At 37.5% G+C, this 17,715-nt stretch carries 18 protein-coding genes; 10 read left to right on the forward strand and 8 right to left on the reverse strand.

Annotated elements, in window-relative coordinates:
• The first annotated feature begins 54 nt into the window (after positions 1 to 54).
• Complete coding sequence (gene ptsP / locus AAV97_RS09580) at positions 55 to 2,349, forward strand: phosphoenolpyruvate--protein phosphotransferase (RefSeq protein ID WP_004826571.1); 2,295 nt, start codon at positions 55 to 57, stop codon at positions 2,347 to 2,349.
• A gap of 18 nt (positions 2,350 to 2,367) precedes the next feature.
• Here the strand turns inward: ptsP and AAV97_RS09585 are convergent, their stop codons facing one another.
• Positions 2,368 to 2,556 (reverse strand): hypothetical protein, encoded by a 189-nt coding sequence (locus tag AAV97_RS09585; protein WP_004826569.1) that lies wholly within the window; start codon positions 2,554 to 2,556, stop codon positions 2,368 to 2,370.
• Positions 2,557 to 2,883: 327 nt separating this feature from the next.
• Between AAV97_RS09585 and AAV97_RS09590 the strand changes: the two genes are divergently transcribed.
• Both AAV97_RS09590 and AAV97_RS09595 read left to right on the forward strand, forming a co-directional pair.
• Positions 2,884 to 3,909 carry an OmpA family protein gene (locus AAV97_RS09590; RefSeq protein ID WP_046760425.1) on the forward strand — a complete coding sequence of 342 codons (1,026 nt, stop codon included), beginning with the start codon at positions 2,884 to 2,886 and terminating at the stop codon, positions 3,907 to 3,909.
• A gap of 384 nt (positions 3,910 to 4,293) precedes the next feature.
• On the forward strand, positions 4,294 to 4,488 hold the full coding sequence (locus tag AAV97_RS09595; protein ID WP_004718119.1) for a hypothetical protein: 195 nt from the start codon (positions 4,294 to 4,296) through the stop codon (positions 4,486 to 4,488).
• A 212-nt stretch (positions 4,489 to 4,700) separates the two neighbouring features.
• Here AAV97_RS09595 and AAV97_RS09600 read toward each other — a convergent pair whose 3' ends face one another.
• Positions 4,701 to 6,359, reverse strand: a complete 1,659-nt coding sequence (locus AAV97_RS09600) for an acyl-CoA dehydrogenase family protein (protein ID WP_042087426.1) — start codon at positions 6,357 to 6,359, stop codon at positions 4,701 to 4,703.
• A gap of 81 nt (positions 6,360 to 6,440) precedes the next feature.
• Here AAV97_RS09600 and AAV97_RS09605 point away from each other — a divergent pair, with 81 nt between their 5' ends.
• The 4 genes from AAV97_RS09605 to AAV97_RS09620 all read left to right on the forward strand — a co-directional run bounded on the left by AAV97_RS09605 (position 6,441) and on the right by AAV97_RS09620 (position 10,047).
• On the forward strand, positions 6,441 to 7,076 hold the full coding sequence (locus AAV97_RS09605) for a TetR/AcrR family transcriptional regulator (RefSeq protein ID WP_042087429.1): 636 nt from the start codon (positions 6,441 to 6,443) through the stop codon (positions 7,074 to 7,076).
• Positions 7,077 to 7,603: 527 nt separating this feature from the next.
• Positions 7,604 to 9,124, forward strand: coding sequence for a catalase (locus AAV97_RS09610; protein WP_004826559.1), 1,521 nt, complete (start codon positions 7,604 to 7,606; stop codon positions 9,122 to 9,124).
• Positions 9,125 to 9,215: 91 nt separating this feature from the next.
• Positions 9,216 to 9,671, forward strand: coding sequence for a thiol-disulfide oxidoreductase DCC family protein (locus AAV97_RS09615; RefSeq protein ID WP_005035560.1), 456 nt, complete (start codon positions 9,216 to 9,218; stop codon positions 9,669 to 9,671).
• The gene (locus tag AAV97_RS09620; protein ID WP_042087430.1) at positions 9,649 to 10,047 is read left to right on the forward strand and encodes a DoxX-like family protein; all 399 of its coding nucleotides are present in this window, start codon (positions 9,649 to 9,651) and stop codon (positions 10,045 to 10,047) included. Before AAV97_RS09615 ends, AAV97_RS09620 begins: the two co-directional genes overlap by 23 nt.
• A gap of 2 nt (positions 10,048 to 10,049) precedes the next feature.
• Here AAV97_RS09620 and AAV97_RS09625 read toward each other — a convergent pair whose 3' ends face one another.
• From AAV97_RS09625 to AAV97_RS09640, 4 genes are all read right to left on the reverse strand, one after another.
• Positions 10,050 to 10,700, reverse strand: coding sequence for a hypothetical protein (locus tag AAV97_RS09625; RefSeq protein ID WP_042087432.1), 651 nt, complete (start codon positions 10,698 to 10,700; stop codon positions 10,050 to 10,052).
• Between the two features lie 67 nt (positions 10,701 to 10,767).
• Complete coding sequence (locus AAV97_RS09630; RefSeq protein ID WP_046760426.1) at positions 10,768 to 11,286, reverse strand: hypothetical protein; 519 nt, start codon at positions 11,284 to 11,286, stop codon at positions 10,768 to 10,770.
• 24 nt (positions 11,287 to 11,310) lie between these two features.
• Positions 11,311 to 12,441, reverse strand: coding sequence for an MBL fold metallo-hydrolase (locus AAV97_RS09635; protein ID WP_081409731.1), 1,131 nt, complete (start codon positions 12,439 to 12,441; stop codon positions 11,311 to 11,313).
• Between the two features lie 2 nt (positions 12,442 to 12,443).
• Positions 12,444 to 13,382 carry a cation diffusion facilitator family transporter gene (locus AAV97_RS09640; protein WP_004826547.1) on the reverse strand — a complete coding sequence of 313 codons (939 nt, stop codon included), beginning with the start codon at positions 13,380 to 13,382 and terminating at the stop codon, positions 12,444 to 12,446.
• 128 nt (positions 13,383 to 13,510) lie between these two features.
• Here AAV97_RS09640 and AAV97_RS09645 point away from each other — a divergent pair, with 128 nt between their 5' ends.
• From AAV97_RS09645 to AAV97_RS09655, 3 genes are all read left to right on the forward strand, one after another.
• Entirely contained in the window at positions 13,511 to 13,960 is a 450-nt protein-coding gene (locus AAV97_RS09645) for a GNAT family N-acetyltransferase (RefSeq protein WP_005035550.1), read from the forward strand.
• A gap of 291 nt (positions 13,961 to 14,251) precedes the next feature.
• On the forward strand, positions 14,252 to 15,157 hold the full coding sequence (gene hcaR / locus AAV97_RS09650) for a DNA-binding transcriptional regulator HcaR (RefSeq protein ID WP_009586123.1): 906 nt from the start codon (positions 14,252 to 14,254) through the stop codon (positions 15,155 to 15,157).
• 306 nt (positions 15,158 to 15,463) lie between these two features.
• Positions 15,464 to 16,141 (forward strand): DUF1345 domain-containing protein, encoded by a 678-nt coding sequence (locus AAV97_RS09655; RefSeq protein ID WP_009586086.1) that lies wholly within the window; start codon positions 15,464 to 15,466, stop codon positions 16,139 to 16,141.
• A gap of 156 nt (positions 16,142 to 16,297) precedes the next feature.
• Here AAV97_RS09655 and AAV97_RS09660 read toward each other — a convergent pair whose 3' ends face one another.
• Both AAV97_RS09660 and AAV97_RS09665 read right to left on the reverse strand, forming a co-directional pair.
• Positions 16,298 to 16,903: a glutathione S-transferase family protein gene (locus AAV97_RS09660; RefSeq protein WP_042088481.1), complete on the reverse strand. Its 606-nt coding sequence runs from the start codon at positions 16,901 to 16,903 to the stop codon at positions 16,298 to 16,300.
• 48 nt (positions 16,904 to 16,951) lie between these two features.
• A complete protein-coding gene (locus AAV97_RS09665) occupies positions 16,952 to 17,662 on the reverse strand; it encodes a helix-turn-helix transcriptional regulator (protein WP_009586092.1) in 711 nt (236 codons plus the stop codon).
• Between the last annotated feature and the right edge of the window lie 53 nt (positions 17,663 to 17,715).

The following is a 17,715-nucleotide window of genomic DNA, read 5'->3' on the forward strand; positions in this document are numbered from 1 at the left end:
AATAATACTGATGAAAACGCTTTAAAACATAGCTTAGATTAGGAGCATACACCTATGTCGAACATGCAACTGGACACCTTAAGACGCATTGTACAAGAGATCAATGCATCGGTCAGTTTGCATGAATCTTTAGAAATCATGGTCAATCAAGTTTCTGAAGCAATGCATGTAGATGTATGCTCGATTTATCTGTTAGATGAACGTAATCAACGCTATGTACTCATGGCAACCAAAGGTTTAAATCAGGAGTCTGTTGGCAATGTTTCCCTACAATTAGGTGAAGGTCTCGTTGGCTTAGTCGGTCAACGTGAAGAAATTGTCAATTTAGACAATGCATTTAAGCATGAACGGTTCGCCTATTTCCCTGAAACGGGAGAAGAAATTTATAATTCGTTCCTTGGCGTACCTGTCATGTATCGGCGCAAAGTAATGGGCGTAATGGTGGTTCAAAATACTGAACCTCAAGACTTTAGTGAAGCAGCGGAATCTTTTTTAGTGACTTTGTGTGCGCAGCTATCAGGCGTTATTGCACATGCTCATGCTGTTGGAAATATTGACGTATTCCGCAAGCCAAGTAACTCCTCTAATTACAAAACGTTCCAAGGTTCATCGGGTGCAGGAGGAATTGCTCTTGGTCGTGCCATTATTCTTTATCCTCCCGCGGACCTTGCTGCTGTTCCAGATCGTGATGCCGATGACATTAGTGAAGAACTCAAGCTTTTAGATCATGCGATTGCTTCTGTACGTGAAGAAATTCAATCACTTGATGACAAAATGCAAGACTCACTTATGGCTGAAGAACGAGCACTGTTTAGTGTGTTTTTACGCATGCTGGATGAAAATGCTTTGCCTACTGAAATCAAAGAAATTATTCGAGATGGCAGTTGGGCACAAGGTGCTGTAAAGCATGTGATTGACCGCCACGTTGCTCTCTTTGCTCAAATGGAAGATGATTATTTACGAGAACGTGTCTCTGATCTCAAAGATTTAGGACGGCGAATTTTAGCAGCCTTACAAGAAGGTGATACCAGTCATAAGGAAATCACCTCTGAAAGTATTCTGATCGGAGATGAGATTAGCACTGCTGCATTAGTTGAGCTTCCTGTCGATAAGATTGCAGCAATCGTCACCTCTGAAGGTGCAGCCAACTCACATATGGTGATTGTCGCCCGCGCACTCGGTATTCCTACTGTAGTGGGTGTCACTGAATTGCCCGTCAATACCCTTGATGATGTTGAAATGATCGTGGATGCATATCAAGGACGTGTTTTTGTTAACCCACCACGCCGTCTACGTACACGATATAAAGAAATTCAAAAAGAAGAAGAGCAAATTGCCAAAGATTTAAAGCAATACGAAACCAAAGATGCCATCACGCCTGATGGCGTTGCTGTAAAGCTTTATGTCAACACAGGCTTGATGATTGATGTAGTTCGTGGTGTTCAACGTGGTGCCAAAGGTGTAGGACTCTATCGTTCTGAAATTCCGTTTATGTTACGCGAGCGCTTTCCTGGCGAAGAAGAACAACGTGCTATTTATCGTCAACAGTTGAGCCATTTTGCCAATAAACCTGTGGTAATGCGCACCTTAGATATTGGCGCTGACAAAGACTTACCTTACTTCCAAATTGAAGAAGAAAACTCAGCTTTAGGTTGGCGAGGCATTCGTTTTACCCTTGACCACCCTGAAATTTTTTCTTCGCAAATTCGTGCCATGCTTAAAGCCAGCATTGGCTTGAATAATCTTCATATTTTATTGCCGATGGTAACCAGTGTCAGTGAAGTTGAAGAAGCCCTCTATTTACTAGAGCGAGACTGGATTGCAGTTCAAGAAGAAGAACAGGTTAAAATTACCAAACCTAAAATTGGTATCATGGTTGAAGTACCAAGTGTGCTTTTACAAATTGGTGAATTTGCGGAATTGGTTGATTTCTTCTCGGTGGGTTCAAACGATTTAATCCAATATCTGCTGGCTGTCGATCGTAATAATCCACGTGTTTCAAGTGTTTACTCACACTTTCACCCGTCCATCTTGCGTGCTTTAACACGTTTGGTTCAAGAGTGTCATAAATACGATAAACCAATTAGTATCTGTGGAGAAATGGCGGGAGATCCATTGTCTGCAATTCTGCTGATGGCAATGGGTTTCAATACTTTATCGATGAGTTCAAGCAATATCTTACGTGTGCGTAAGGCGATTTGTCACGTTTCAATGAGTGATGCAGAAAAGCTACTTGAAGAAGTTGTGGCAATGAATAACCCATTGATGGTGAAAAGCTGGATGGAGTATTACTTTAAACATCATGGTCTAGCTGACATGGTAAAATCAAATCGCTTAGTGAATATTTAATTCTTATTTTTCTTAAGATTAAGCAAAAATCGTAGTCCACAAAAAAGGTCGATAATCATCAGAATATCGACCTTTTTTGTGTTTATCATAACCGCGTTTTGCATTCTTTTTACGATCTACAAACACTTGGCTCTTGTTGACTTCGTGCATGTGTTTTGCCACAAAGTTGTGAATCACAACCTCAGGCATGACTTTTTTCTTTGCCATTTTATTTACCTATTTTATGATTTACCACCTCATGAGTGGGACTGTGATATTACGCTTTTTTGTGCAGAATACAAGTATTTAAATTAATCAGCTTTGTCACTATTTAATGCCTAATCCTTGTATATATCATATTGAGACAATCTTTCAGATTGATCTTAAATGGATTTTATTCACCAGCCGACATCTTTTGAATTCAATTAAAGTTTTACAAATCAAATTAAAAATCACGTATAAATTTTAAACACCGTTCTCTATAGTATGCACATAAATTTGAATATAAGCATACTCAATACAACATAGGTTCATAAGTTAAAATTGGAGAATAATGTGCTCAATCAAAAAAAATTATCAAGCGTTCTACTCTTGTTGGTGCTTCCAACCTTCGGCTTAATGGGATGTAGTAAACCTGAGAAAGCTGAAGTCATAACAACCGAATCAAGTGCAAGTTCTGTTGCCTCAGAAACAGTAAAAACCGAATCTATTCAGAACACTTTTGATCTTTCACAGATTCCAATTTCAAATATTACGCTCGGTCAATTCCCCTATATTTCCTTGCCGAATGGCTATCAGTTTCATGACGCAACCAAAGTAAATTTTGAGAAAATACCGTTTTGGACAGGTCAACATATTCAAAACATTGAAGGGCAATTGTATAGCGCAGCTATTCAACAAAATGAGGATTACAAAGAAGGTAGCTTCTTAGAGTTACAACGTAATTTGGAAAATGTAATTCAACAATTGGGGGGCAAGCAAATTACAATGAGTAAAATTCCTCAACAAGCGTTAGACAAGCTTCCACAAAAGTTCCAAGTAGATTATGTTGCTGGTTTAGGAGATGTTTTTAATAACCCAACCCAGACCTTTGTAGTTCGTCAAGCGAATAAGAATATCTGGTTTCAACTTACTCAAACAGGAAATGGAAATGCCGGCTTATTGGTTGCTGAAACAAAACCTGTTGAAATTACAGCAAAAGTATTAAATTCAGATCAATTAAAGACTGCTTTAGACAAAGAAAATAAGGTCAATATCGAGGTCAACTTCGCCACAGATCAAGCCAATATTTTGCCTGAATCTCAGGCTCAAATAGAACAAGTCATTCAATTGTTAAAAAATAATCCTGAACTCAAATTAACTATTAATGGTCATACCGATGGTTCAGGTGATGCAAAACACAATCAAGCCCTTTCAGAACAGCGTGCAAATGCTGTTGTTAAAGCCCTCACCGATAATACTGGGATTCAACAAAATCGATTAACTGCAAAAGGTTTTGGTGATACTCAACCAGTTGCAGAAAACTCAACAGAAAATGGTAAAGCTTTAAATCGCCGAGTTGAGCTGATTAAGTCTCATTAATTTTTCTGATGAAATATTGAATTTCTCAAATTAACAAAACCCATTTTAAATCAATGGGTTTTGTTTAAGATCTATTTCTTGCATATGCAACACACTGAGCAAAATGCTGCCTAGAATAATCAAGTAAATAGTCAAATGATGTTCTAAAACGATAAATCATCCACTTATAACCTGCGATTGATTTGCTATTTTTCAAATCTTTTTTGATTCAAAAATAAAAGTTTTAGTAACAATCACTTATCAACATAAAAGAAAGATAAATTACAAAAAAAATCAATAAAACACAAAATATTAAATATTTTCAATAATATAAATTTGCTTAACTTAAAAAATGCATATATATTGTATATACATTTTTGATTATCACCTTTGGGGATATACGTCATGGCTGAATTACCCAAAAAGACAAAGGTGAATAAAAAAGATGGGCAACTCTTAATTCGCATTAACAGTGCTGAGCGTGATCAGTTTTTACAACTCTGTGAAACGATGGACACCAGCGCAGCACGTGAGTTAAGAAAATTTATCCGTAGTTTTATCAAAAAACATCAGCCAACGGATACTCAAACTAAGGAGTAACATGATGTCTAAGCAAGTTAAATCTTTAAAGCAGAAAATCAAAGCACGTTTGGAAAAAATCTCCAAACACGAAGGTAAATTAAAAAAGCTCAAGAAAAAGCTTAAAAAACAGAAGTAATTCCGATAACCTATTTTAAGTTTGAACTTTGATAAAAGTCGCTTAAAAAGAAGGGCATTATGTAAATAATGCCCTTTTTACACGGCTAAAGAACTTAGGCAAAAGCTCTACCTAATAATCTTTCTACATCTACCGATTTGGCATCCAGCATTCCAACCACCCTTCCATAAAACGCACTATAACGTGTTGCAATAAAAGCATCCGCAACAAAATCGGGTGCATGTTGTTTCAGCAAAATAGCCTGTGCCAAAATAACTAATCGGCTGACTAAGCTACGTGCCATAAATTGCAATTCATCTGCTTGTAAGCCATCAAATAATTTAAATAAAGCTTGTAATTCATTTTGTAGAATTGAATCTTGAGATGCGACTTGTGCCAATGATTTAAATAAGACTTCAATTGAATCGCGGTCACGTTGAATGGCACGTAATACATCCAAGCACATCACATTACCAGAGCCTTCCCAAATCGTATTCACTGGAGCCTCTTTAAAAATACGCGCCATAATTCCTGTATCAACATAACCATTGCCACCAAAAACTTCCATCATTTCGCCAGTCAATTCCACAGTACGTTTACATATCCAGAACTTTGCGGCTGGGGTCATGATCCGTTTCCACGCCAGTGATAATTCATCTGTATTTTCATAGCAATGCGCTAAATGAAAGCTCAGTTGCATGGCTGCTTCCGTTTCCAAGGCTAAATCGGCTAACACCGCTTGCATCAAAGGTTGTTCTGCCAAATGTTTACCAAAAGCTTTTCGTTGGCGTGTATAGGCAATGCACTGTACCAATGCTTGTCTTAACATCGCACTTGAGCCTACAGAACAAGTCAAGCGCGTATAATTTGCCATTTCAATAATGGTTGGAATGCCCCGTCCCGCTTCTCCGATCATGATGCCCCAAGCATTTTTAAATTCGACTTCTGAACTTGAGTTACTACGATTACCCACTTTATCTTTTAAACGTTGCACATGGATATTGTTTTTCGTGCCATCTTCCAACCAACGAGGAACAAAGAAACACGCCAAACCATCTTGTTCAGTTTTCGCAACAACTAAATGTGCATCACACATGGGAGCTGAGAAAAACCATTTGTGTCCTGTCAGTAGATAAGCCTGTCCACGACCTGATTCAGCAACAGGTACTGCGATGGTTTGATTGGCTCGAACATCTGAACCACCTTGCTTCTCCGTCATCCCCATACCTAACCAAATTGACTTTTTTTGAGCAATTGGCAAATCTCGTTCATCATATTCAGTAGATAATAGTTTTTCACCCACTTTTGCCCATAATTCAGGTTCATTTTGAATGAGTGTAATACTGCCTAAAGTCATCGAATTTGGACATAAATTGCCACACTCAACTTGCCCACTCAGAAAGAAACGTGCTGCCCAATCCACCCATTTGGTACTCGATTGTGGATGATTAAATGGATAAGCATGGGTATTAAATTGACGATTGAGCTTCATCCATTGGTGCCATGCTGGATGAAATTCTAAGAAATCTTTACGACGACCACGAGCATCAAAAGCATGTAATTCAGGGGTATGGCGATTGGCTAAATCGGCATATTGATAATATTCTGTGGAACCCACAATCTGCGCGAGTTGACTGAGGTTTTGCTGATCTGTACTGCCATAACGTTGCAATATTTCCTGCAACACCTGATCCGTTTCAAATAGATTGTAAGCTTGTAACTCGTCAAACTGGTTACTGATTTCATGGGTTTGCCAATTTTGTAGCGTGTTCATCCTGAAAATCCTATCTTGTTGTTTTAACCAATTACATTCAGTATAGAAGAAAATACCTTCAAGGATGTTCGGATTATTTTTATGGCTTTACCTGCAATCAATGTGCGTCGTAAACCTCGCCAATCAAGGGCTCGTATCACGCAAGAAGCGTTGATTGAAAGCTTTGTTCGGCTTTTACATGAACATCCTGCCCATAAAATTACCATTCGAGAAATCACCGATCTTGCTGGTGTTGGTTTAGGTACCTTTTATGAGTATTTTTCTAAAAAGCAAGATTTGATAGCGTTAACCATCTATCAACATGTTAAAAACAATGCTGAAACTCTTAAAAGTTATGCACAAAGCAGATATGACTTATCCACAGATTTGAGTTTTACTGACTATTTAGCGCAAATTATTCATTTTCAGATTGAGCAAATCCAATCTCAACAGTTTTTATGGGCGCAGTCTTTTCTCTTAGAACGGCAGATTTCAAGTATAGAAACTTATCAAAAAAGTTATGCCATGATGGTACAGATGTGGCAAAACATACTTAAACCTTTTATTCAGGATAATGAACAACTCCAACAGATCAGTCTAAACGTACAACGGATTTGCTATGGTTTTGTCTCTCAGACATTGTTGATTGAACCTGAGTTTAAAGATTGGAAAGTTTTAGAAAATGAAATCCTTCAGCAACTCAGCGTAATTTCAGATAAGGGAGGATCGCTGAGTTAAAAAGAAGAGGATAGTCGCATGACTCTTCATTTTACCATTCACTTTTCTTAGGCGAAATATCTTATGTTTTATAGGAAATTCTACAGGATTATCTTAACTTTCAGATTTAAAGAAGAGACCACTATCCCAACTGAAGCTGTATTTTGATTTCAATATTGCAAAAATTTATTGATTCATTCTTCCTAGCTTGTAAATGGGTATACACAACCATTTAATCGCAAAAACAAATCAAATATAATATTTTTATCAATTTTACAAATATCAAAGTTCAACTTAAAGTGTAATTGTCTCTTTTAAAAAAGCACACAACGCTTCGTATAGAAGCTGTGTATTTAAAGCAGATATCTAGTACTGCCCTGTGTCTTAAATTAAAAGATTAATCATTTAATTTAAGGACAAATAGATTTAACAATTGTTCACTATATTGGTTTTTGAAATACAGTTAATGTCATGTAATAGCGAATATTCTTTATCTATTCCATCTATTCAAAAATGAATACATGATTAATTAAAAATGGAGAAATAGAATGAGCCAAGACTCAAAAAAATGCCCTGTCACCCACCTAACAACTGCTTTTGGCGCACCTGTTGTAGACAACCAAAATAGTTTAACGGCAGGCGCACGAGGTCCTCTGCTTGCACAAGATTTATGGTTAAATGAAAAGCTCGCTAACTTTGTACGTGAGGTGATTCCAGAGCGTCGCATGCATGCCAAGGGTTCTGGTGCTTTTGGTACATTTACTGTCACTCATGACATCACACAGTACACACGCGCTAAAATCTTTTCACACATTGGTAAGAAAACAGAAATGTTCGCTCGTTTCACAACAGTCGCAGGTGAACGTGGTGCAGCAGATGCAGAACGAGATATTCGTGGTTTCGCATTAAAATTCTATACGGAAGAAGGTAACTGGGACCTTGTCGGAAACAATACCCCTGTATTTTTCATGCGTGACCCACGTAAATTCCCTGACTTAAATAAAGCCGTAAAACGTGATCCTAAAACCAATCTACGTAGTGCAACCAATAACTGGGATTTCTGGACATTATTACCAGAAGCGTTGCATCAAGTTACGATTGTAATGTCTGATCGCGGTATCCCGAAAAGCTTCCGTCATATGCATGGTTTCGGTAGTCATACTTATAGCTTCATCAATGCAAACAACGAACGTTTTTGGGTGAAATTTCATTTCCGTACACAACAAGGTATTGAAAATTTAACTGATGCCGAAGCTGAAGCAGTCGTAGCAAAAGATCGCGAAAGTAACCAGCGTGATCTATTCGATTCAATTGAAAATGGCAACTTTCCAAAGTGGAAACTTCAAGTTCAAATCATGCCAGAAACTGATGCAGAAAAAGTTCCTTATCATCCATTTGACCTCACCAAAGTTTGGCCACATGCAGATTATCCATTGATTGATGTTGGTGAATTTGAGCTGAATAAAAATCCTGAAAACTTCTTTTTAGATGTTGAACAGTCAGCATTTGCACCAAGTAATTTAGTGCCAGGAATCAGCGTCTCACCTGACCGCATGCTACAAGCACGACTTTTTAACTATGCAGATGCGCAACGTTACCGTCTTGGTGTGAACTATCAACAGATCCCAGTCAATGCTGCACGTTGCCCTGTCCACTCCAATCATCGCGATGGTCAAGGTCGTGTAGATGCCAACTATGGTGGCTTACCGCACTATGAACCGAATAGTTTTGGTCAATGGCAAGAACAGGCTGAGTTTAAAGAACCTCCATTAAAAATCAGTGGTGATGCCGATTATTGGGATTTCCGTCAGGATGATGCAGACTATTTTAGCCAACCGCGTGCCTTGTTCAACTTAATGAATGATACACAGAAACAAGCTTTGTTTGACAATACGGCGGGTGCAATGGGCGATGCCTTAGACTTCATCAAGTATCGTCATATCCGTAACTGCTATGCATGTGATCCTGCATACGGCGAAGGTGTTGCAAAAGCATTAGGGCTCAGCGTTGCCGATGCGCAAGCTGCTCGAGACAGTGATCCTGCTAAAGGGCATCCTGGTTTTCTATAATTGATTGAAACATGAAAAACCACCTTCGGGTGGTTTTTTATTGTCTATAAATCAACTATATTGAAAAAAAGCTCCCATCTAGAGTGAAAACATGCAACAGAAAATTGAAGAGATCATTCAACAATATGACATTATATTATTCGATGAAATTTGTGTGTTATGCAATGCTTGGGCAAAGTTTTTAATCCAGCATGATACTCAAGCAAGATTTAAGTTGGCTTCCGTTCAATCTCCACTGGGTCAAGCCATTTTAAACTACTATCAAATGCCCACTGAACACTTTGACACCATGTTGGTGATTAAAAATGGACAAGCAAGCCGTGAATCTACAGCATTTTTAAAAGTCATTGAAGAACTAGGCTTTCCGTTTTCTGCTTTAAAAATTGGCTATTTAATTCCAAAGTTTATCCGAAACTTTGTGTATCGCCGAATCGCTTTAAATCGCTATCGCCTATTTGGTACCACAGATCAATGCCTATTCATTTCTTCACATCATCAACACCATTTTTTGGAACATGTTGTTTATGAATCCACTTCAAGCAATTAGCCATGCCTTATTGAGTATTCAAATCACTTTAGCTGTATTATGGATTTATCAAGGCTTGGTGCCTAAAGTCATATATAAGGTCATTGAAGAACAGCAGTTTTGGGAATTTACAGGGATTCAATTCCTGAACATTCCAAGCTTAATTCAACTCTCTGGCGTTGGAGAAATCATATTTGGCATATTGTTTTTAATTTTTAGACAATCAAAGGTACTACATTATTTAAATATCATGGCAATGCTGTTCTTTATCGTTGTGGTTGCAGTTGTTTATCCACACTATTTTGTTCAGGGTTTTAATCCCTTTATCATGAATACAGCTATGGCTGCACTGTCGATTGTTGCATTACAGCTTTTGGACACTGCTAAACATTCGTAAATTTACATACGGGCATTGTTGCCAAACTGTTCTTTCCATCCCTGAGTTTCACGAGCAATTTGTTTCGCCAATCTGGTTTTTACTTCTTTAATTAGCAAAGCCCGTTCCTGTCCATGAACAAAACGCCCTTTATATTGGGTTTGCATAGTTTGAACATAATCATTCAATATACGTTGCTGTTGCTTGGTTTTTGGTGGGTGATGTAGAAATTGCAGATAGCCTTCGTCAGGATTTATCTTTAATGGATCATCCATGACATCTTCAATGTAAAGTAACGCACTTACTAGTTTAACATTTCCCTTTGCATCTACAGTATAAGTTTGTTTACGGACGCCATAGGGATAACTCCATATCCCCTGTCGATCCGCGGCAGCCCAGTAACTATAAAAAATAATCTGATTATCTTTGACTGCATAATCACCTACTTCGATTTGAGTGATACTACAGTCGCCAGATGTTGCATATAGGGTATGCGTTAAAAGTTTTTTGCCATGCCGATAAAATTCAATATCATTACGGATAAGGTCAACATCATCTTGATTCGAGGCACTTTTTAACTCAAAAACAGTTTGATTAATTTTTAGATTTTGATTCTCTGCAAAAGCAGTGCTAGATAATGCTAGTGATAGCAGGAAACATTGAATTGTATTCATTGTTCAGCTCCCTCTTTTTTTAATCAGGCATAAATATTATGTTCTAATTAAGTTCATCCATTTTAATTTATAAACATAACTTTTCTAAAACTGGAAGCAATTCACCTGCCTGATCAAAAGGTTGTGTTTGACGATAATGCGCTACTCTTTTGACCCGTTTATAATCCTGATCATCTCGACTCTTAAATTGTTCCAGTCGAGTAAATGCCCGATCTTTACATAATAGTTGATAATAATTAATTGTATATTGTTTTTTCGGATTTACACTTTTCACCCAAGCTTGGATAAGTTGATTACCATCAGATATGGTGGTGATACTTTCAAAAAATTGGGTATCTGCATGCTGATGAATTAATTTCCATTCATCCCCTGTGTCTAAATCGTATTTTTCATGAAGAGGCTTAATCCGTTCAGAATCATCAGATGATGAACTCTCAGATGTTGCCATCGTCAACTGTTCTGCAACAGCACACAGCTCATCTGAAACACAATCTGTTGCATCAGTTGCTGCAACTGTTACAGGTTTTGCCACAACCGAAGTGAATGTCAAACTCAACAACAGTGTACTTAAAGCTATTTTTATCATTTTTATCTCAACCATTGATATAAGTTAGACCACCAATTTACGTCCTTCACGAATGCAATAGAATGGATTCACCATTTTCGATGAATTCTTCATGGCCTTTTGTAAATCAAGTTCAGGCTGATCACGATTTTCATCAGTCAATTGGAAAGTACGGTAATGTATCGCCAAAGAGCGTTTAGCTTGTAAATCTAAATGTGCCTGAAATGCATCTTGTGGATTCATGTGCATATATTTCATCAACACGCGCGGTTCATATGCACCAATAGGCAATAGTGCAATACGTGGTGCACCTAAACGCTTTTGAATTTCTTTAAAATGTGGTCCATAGCCTGTATCGCCTGCAAAAAAGAAATGACCATGCTCAGACACGACCGAGAATCCACCCCACAAAGCAATATTTTGATCACGTAAACCACGACCAGAACCATGTTGTGCTGGCGTATAAACGATTTTTAAGTTTTTAAAAAGTGCAGATTGCCACCAATCCATTTCAATCACATGAAATTCTTTAGGTAAATAACTGGCATTGCCTAAACCCGTGTAGATCGGCATCGCAAATTTGTTATGCAACCATCTCAATGTTGCTAAGTCCATATGGTCATAGTGATTATGACTCAATAAAACAGCATGAATTTCTGGAAGTTGTTCTAAAGCAATTCCTGCAGGAATAACGCGTTTTGGACCACGACCATGTTTTGGACTGACATAATCTGCCCAAACAGGATCAGTTAAGAAATTATAAGGACCTATTTGTACCAACACTGTGGCATGACTTACAAACCAGACTTGCCAATCGTGATCATCGACTTCTTGGCGATTTTGCGGAAGTAGCCGCTTAGTTGCATAAAACTCTGCTGCTTCTTTTTGAGTGTCTACATTCCAAGTATAGGATTTACGTGTTCCCAGCCACTTCATAAGATCCCAACGGCTACGACCTTGTGGTTTACGTACTTCATTAAAGAAACGTTCGCCATTGTGTTGCTTAGAACCAATTACACTAAATACAGGTTTATACCAGGTGTGTGACAAACAATTTTCAGTATCAATTCGATAATGCAATTGCTGTATATGCTCAGATTGAATTGTCTTTTCTTGCATTGTATGGTCTTGTACCGTTTTATCATCCAAACGGACGATTGGCTCTTGTTTCGACATGATTACTCTAAACGCCCTTTCATTCTTTCAAGCCAAACTTGCTGTGTTTGTGGCTTGACAAATAATGCCACGATTTCGGGATGAATACTTTTAATCTTTACTTCAATTCGGTTGACACATGCTTCAATCTCATCAGAAGTTAAACCATCTTTAAACTCTAAGCTTAATGATGCAATCACCTGATGAGCACCCATTTGTTCAGTCAATACACCATTTGCTGAATATACGGCAGGATCTTCCTGAGCAACTTCTAATACATTATGACGCAGTTTTGGATCAGCAGTTTCACCCATCAGTAGTCCTTTCGTCTCTCTGGCTAAAAGTAAAGCAGAGATTGCAAGAACCACACCGATCAATATTGAAGCAATACCATCCAGTATAGGTAAATCAAACTGTTGTGCGCAGAATATACCAACAAAGGCAATGATCAAGCCGATCAATGCTGCAGAATCCTCAAAAAGCACTGTAAATGTCGTAGGATCTTTACTGCGGCGGAAACTTTCAAAATAGCCCATTTTCCCTTTCATTTTCTTAAAGCTTTTTAAGGCAATAAACCACGAAGTTCCTTCACACAGCATTGCAAATCCAAGTACAACATAATTCACCAAAGGTGATTCTATAACTTCTGGATGACGAATATGTTGAATACCCTGATAAATTGAAACCATTGCACCCAATGCAAAAACCAACAATGCAACAATAAATGCCCAAAAATATAACTCTCGACCATAGCCAAAAGGATGTTGATAATTTGCAGGTTGCTGAGATTTCTTTAAGCCATACAATAATAAAATTTCATTGAGTGTATCGACTACAGAATGAACAGCCTCACTCAACATAGCCGAACTATTGGTGATATAAGCGGCGATGAACTTTACCAAAGCAATTGCTAAATTGCCCAAAAGTGCTGCATATACAACAATTTTGTTGGAATCTGACATTTATTGTCCTGCTTTTTATCATCAAATACATCAATTTGATTTTTATACCTATCCTGCCTCATATTAACCAAACAACTTGTGATTTATTTTTATTTTTTGTTGCTTTTCACAATTGAGTGAATCTTTTTATGCAATCTGATTTAACCCCTATTCTAATGACTCATTCAAAGCACCACCCACAATTATTAGAAATTTGGGAGGCATCTGTACGTGCAACACATGATTTTTTAAATGAACAACATATTCTGCAAATTAAAGAATTAATCATTCAGCACCATTACTTTGACCATGTAAAATTGTTTCATGTGGAACGCGAACAGCAAATTGCAGGTTTTATGGGGCTAGCTTATAAAAAAATTGAAATGCTATTTGTAAACCCTATTTTTTTTGATCAAGGTATTGGCTCACTGTTGATTCAAAAAGCTTTTGAATTAGGTGCGGATGAAGTGGATGTCAATGAACAAAATACTCGCGCTTTAGAGTTTTATCTTAAACATAATTTTCAACAAATGGCGCGCTCTGAACTTGATGCGGAAGGTAATCCCTTTCCAATTTTGCATTTGAAACTGAAAAAGTAATCAAGACGATAAAGCCTGTATACCGTATGAGATAAATCTAGATCATCTCATACGGTAATAAGCTCAAAAAGTTGTAGTTAAAAGAATAATGATTAAATATTGAATTGCTGTTCATTAATATATTTTAAGAATTATTTAAAAGAGGATTTTCTATATTGAAATATCTATGGGTTTTAATAATCCATTTATTTTCTAAATACTATAACCATCTTCACCTGATCATTGTTTATCGATTATACTCTTGCAAAATCTTAATAAGACTTTTTTTGGATTATTCTTTGGACGAGTTATATGGAATTACGACACCTAAGATACTTCATTACTGTGGCTGAAGAGCTGAACTTCAGTAAAGCAGCATTGAGGCTTTATACTGCACAGCCCTCACTCAGCCAACAAATCAAAGATCTTGAAGAAGATGTCGGTGTCAAACTATTGCATCGAACCAAACGGAAAGTCGAACTGACAGAAGAAGGTGCTGTTTTTCTTGAGCAAGCACGTCTCACCTTGGCACAAGCAGATAAGGCTGTTGCCATGGCTCGACAAGTTTCTAAGGCAAAACAACAATTACTACGCATAGGTTTTGTACCTGTTGCTGAAATGAAAGTCTTCCCTTATGTGTTGCCCAATCTCAGAGTTCAAAACCCTGATTTAAAGATTGAGCTACTCAGCTTAGACAATCACGAACAAATACGTGCCATCAAAAAAGGTGATTTGGATATCAGCTTTACTCGGCATAATTTTCATAATGATACAATCGAAAGTAAATTTGTATTGCGTGAACCACTCATTTTTATTTTGCCTAAAGACCATCCACTGGCACAATACGAGCGTATTCCAGTAAAAGCACTCAATGGCGTTGATTTTGTGATTCCTGCGGAAGAGCCATCAGGTACATTACACAATTCTATTTTAGACTTTGCGAAGCAGCATCATATTGAATTTAATGTTGTGCAAAAAGTAGACAATATTTTATCTCATATCAATTCTGTGGGTATGGGGCTCGGTTGTAGTATTGTGCCTGGCTATATCGCTCCATTGGCAATGAGTAATACCGTCATTCGTCCATTAGATGTTGAACTTCCTTATTTAGACTTATATGTCAGCTATAAGAAACTTACCCACGCTGTTGCAGTACAAAAATTTATGGCTTTACTGACCAAAACGTTCCATCTTGATATCAACCGTATAGACAATTAAATGTTGCTATGGGATAAAATCATGCTGTATTTACATGATTCATCGCACAGAGTGCTTAAGACATTCTCTTGCTTACAAACAGCGAAAACTTATTCATCATTGAAAGCAACAAATACACTTGAATAAGTTACTTTCAATCTCATATATTTCTCATTTTAGAGAAAAATATCCTCTAAAGTATTAGAATGGGGGATTACCGAAGCTTTTCACTTTCTTTAATCAAGAACGACAACATAAGTCTCATCATCTGATGCTATTTCAGTTAAGATATTTCTGAATAATCATAACAATGATAGTAAAGGCTGAATGATTGTGGCGATATCGACATTTCATCATATTCGTACAGGGATTCAATCTCGTCCCTATTTTTTTATTACTTTTCTTATCACTTTTGTGGTTTATGCTGTATTGGGGCTAAGTACAGATTGGGCATGGTCAACCAAATTGTTATTCGGTTGGAATATCGCAATCATGATCTATCTAGTACTGACCATGAAGACTTTATGGGCAACCCATCAAACCCACATTCTCAAGCGAGCCCAACAACAGGATGCCAGTAAGTGGATTATTTTACTTTTGGTCATCTTTGCTTTAGTGATGTGCTTCATTGCAATTGTGGTTGAACTCTCACATATGCCCAGCAATACAATGTTTAAATTTGGGCATTTGAGCTTGGCGATATTGACCATTATTTTCGCATGGTTATTTATGCATACTGTGTTTGCCATTCATTATGCACATGATTTTTATTTGGCTGTGGCAAAGCATCAAGATGGCGGATTGGATTTTCCCAAAACACCTGAACCAACCTATCCTGAATTTCTATATTTTAGTTATGTGATCGGTACTTCTGCACAAACCGCTGATGTATCCATTACTTCTCGCTCAATGCGTGTCTTAAATATTTTACATATCCTTTTGGCCTATGGCTTTAACACTACAATTTTGGCGATCTGTATTAACGTTGCCGCAGGTTTTATCTAAATACTGAATAGCGACATGAATTCGAATCAATGTCATCGTAAAACTGTTGAAAACTCATACCGTAAAATATAATTTCTCATTTGTCGGCGACACCTCAACTTTCCGAGACAATGATGCAAAACCAGTCTAATTCCTGATTTTGCATGGTCTTGAAAGTTACTCTGCAAAAAGTGTTTGAGGATTTTTTAAGTTTTTGCGACTTTTGACTGCATCAAGATATTTTTCAATTGCTGGATGACTTTCAATCTGTGCCATCTTTAATTGCCAAAATAGCATCGAGCCCACAAAAACATCCGCTGCGGTAAATTGCTCACCACAAAGATAGGGTTGAGCTTGTTCCAAGCCTTGAATTAAAGCCGTATAAGTATCCTGAAAATTCCCATACCCGATATACATTTTTTGGTCATCAGAAATTTCAACTTTTAATGCGCGATCTGAATTGGCTGCATCCCACGGACCAGCAGCAAAGAGTAACCAACGGTAATATAAGCCACGTTTTGGATCATCTAATGCAGGTGCAAGACCTTGATCAAAAAATTTATCTGCCAAATAAGCACAAATTGCCGCCATTTCATAAATCACAATATCGCCATCAACCAAAGTTGGCACTTTCCCAAATGGATTAATTTTTAGATAAGATTCTGATTTCATTTCAGTATGATACGCCAACTCAATTTTTTCAAATTCAGCACCAAGTTCAATTAGTAGCCATTCAATCACAAGACCTCTAGATTGTGCGTTGGTATATAGTTTTAAGCCCATTTTTTCCATTCCTTTATTGTGGTCCTTTAACTATAGTCATGGGCTGTGTCAGTTTTTGTCAGGAGCGTTTGTGTTTGATTTCCTTTCTTGCTCTTTTTGCCACCATGCCTGAAAAAGATGACGTTTAAATTCAGGATAGACTGTTTCTGACACATGCATTTTTTGAATGCGATCTAAACGAAAATTTCGAAAGTCTTCGCGCAATTCACACCACGCAGCCAAAAGCATTTTGTCATTAAAATAGCCCAACACAAATGGCCAAAGTACTCGTGTAGAAATATTCTGTTTTTCATCTAAATAATCGACTTCAATTTTGACTTGATAGCGGATTGCCAAACGCACCTGTTCTACAGTTTTTTCATCAACAGCCAACCAGTGATTGATAGAACGAAGCATGGTTTCATTAATTAATTCCTGTTTATTTTTTGGAAGCACTGCATTGAGCTTCGTTAAGACGGAATGTGAGGCACTTTTCAATGCGGGATCTGGCACAGATTTTAACCAATGCAGTGCCAAAAACACTGCTTCAACTTCTGTTTCATCCAGACTCATCGGGGGAAGCAAAAAGTTTTCTTTGAGCTGAAAACCTAAACCTGCACTGCCTTCGATATGAACACCTTGATCTCGTAAACTTTCAATATCCCGATAAACGCTCCTAACACTGATTTCTAAATGCTCGGCTAAATGGCGTGCAGTAATCGGATAACGTTGTTCCCGTAAATGTTGGAGTAAAGTGAGTAATCGTATTGAGCGGCTCATAAAAAATTTTCTTGTAATGTTTTTTGCTTTTGAGTAAAGAACGTTGTTTGCCA

This window comes from Acinetobacter sp. Ag2, assembly GCF_001005515.1.
In the GTDB taxonomy this organism is placed as follows: Bacteria; Pseudomonadota; Gammaproteobacteria; order Pseudomonadales; family Moraxellaceae; genus Acinetobacter; species Acinetobacter bereziniae.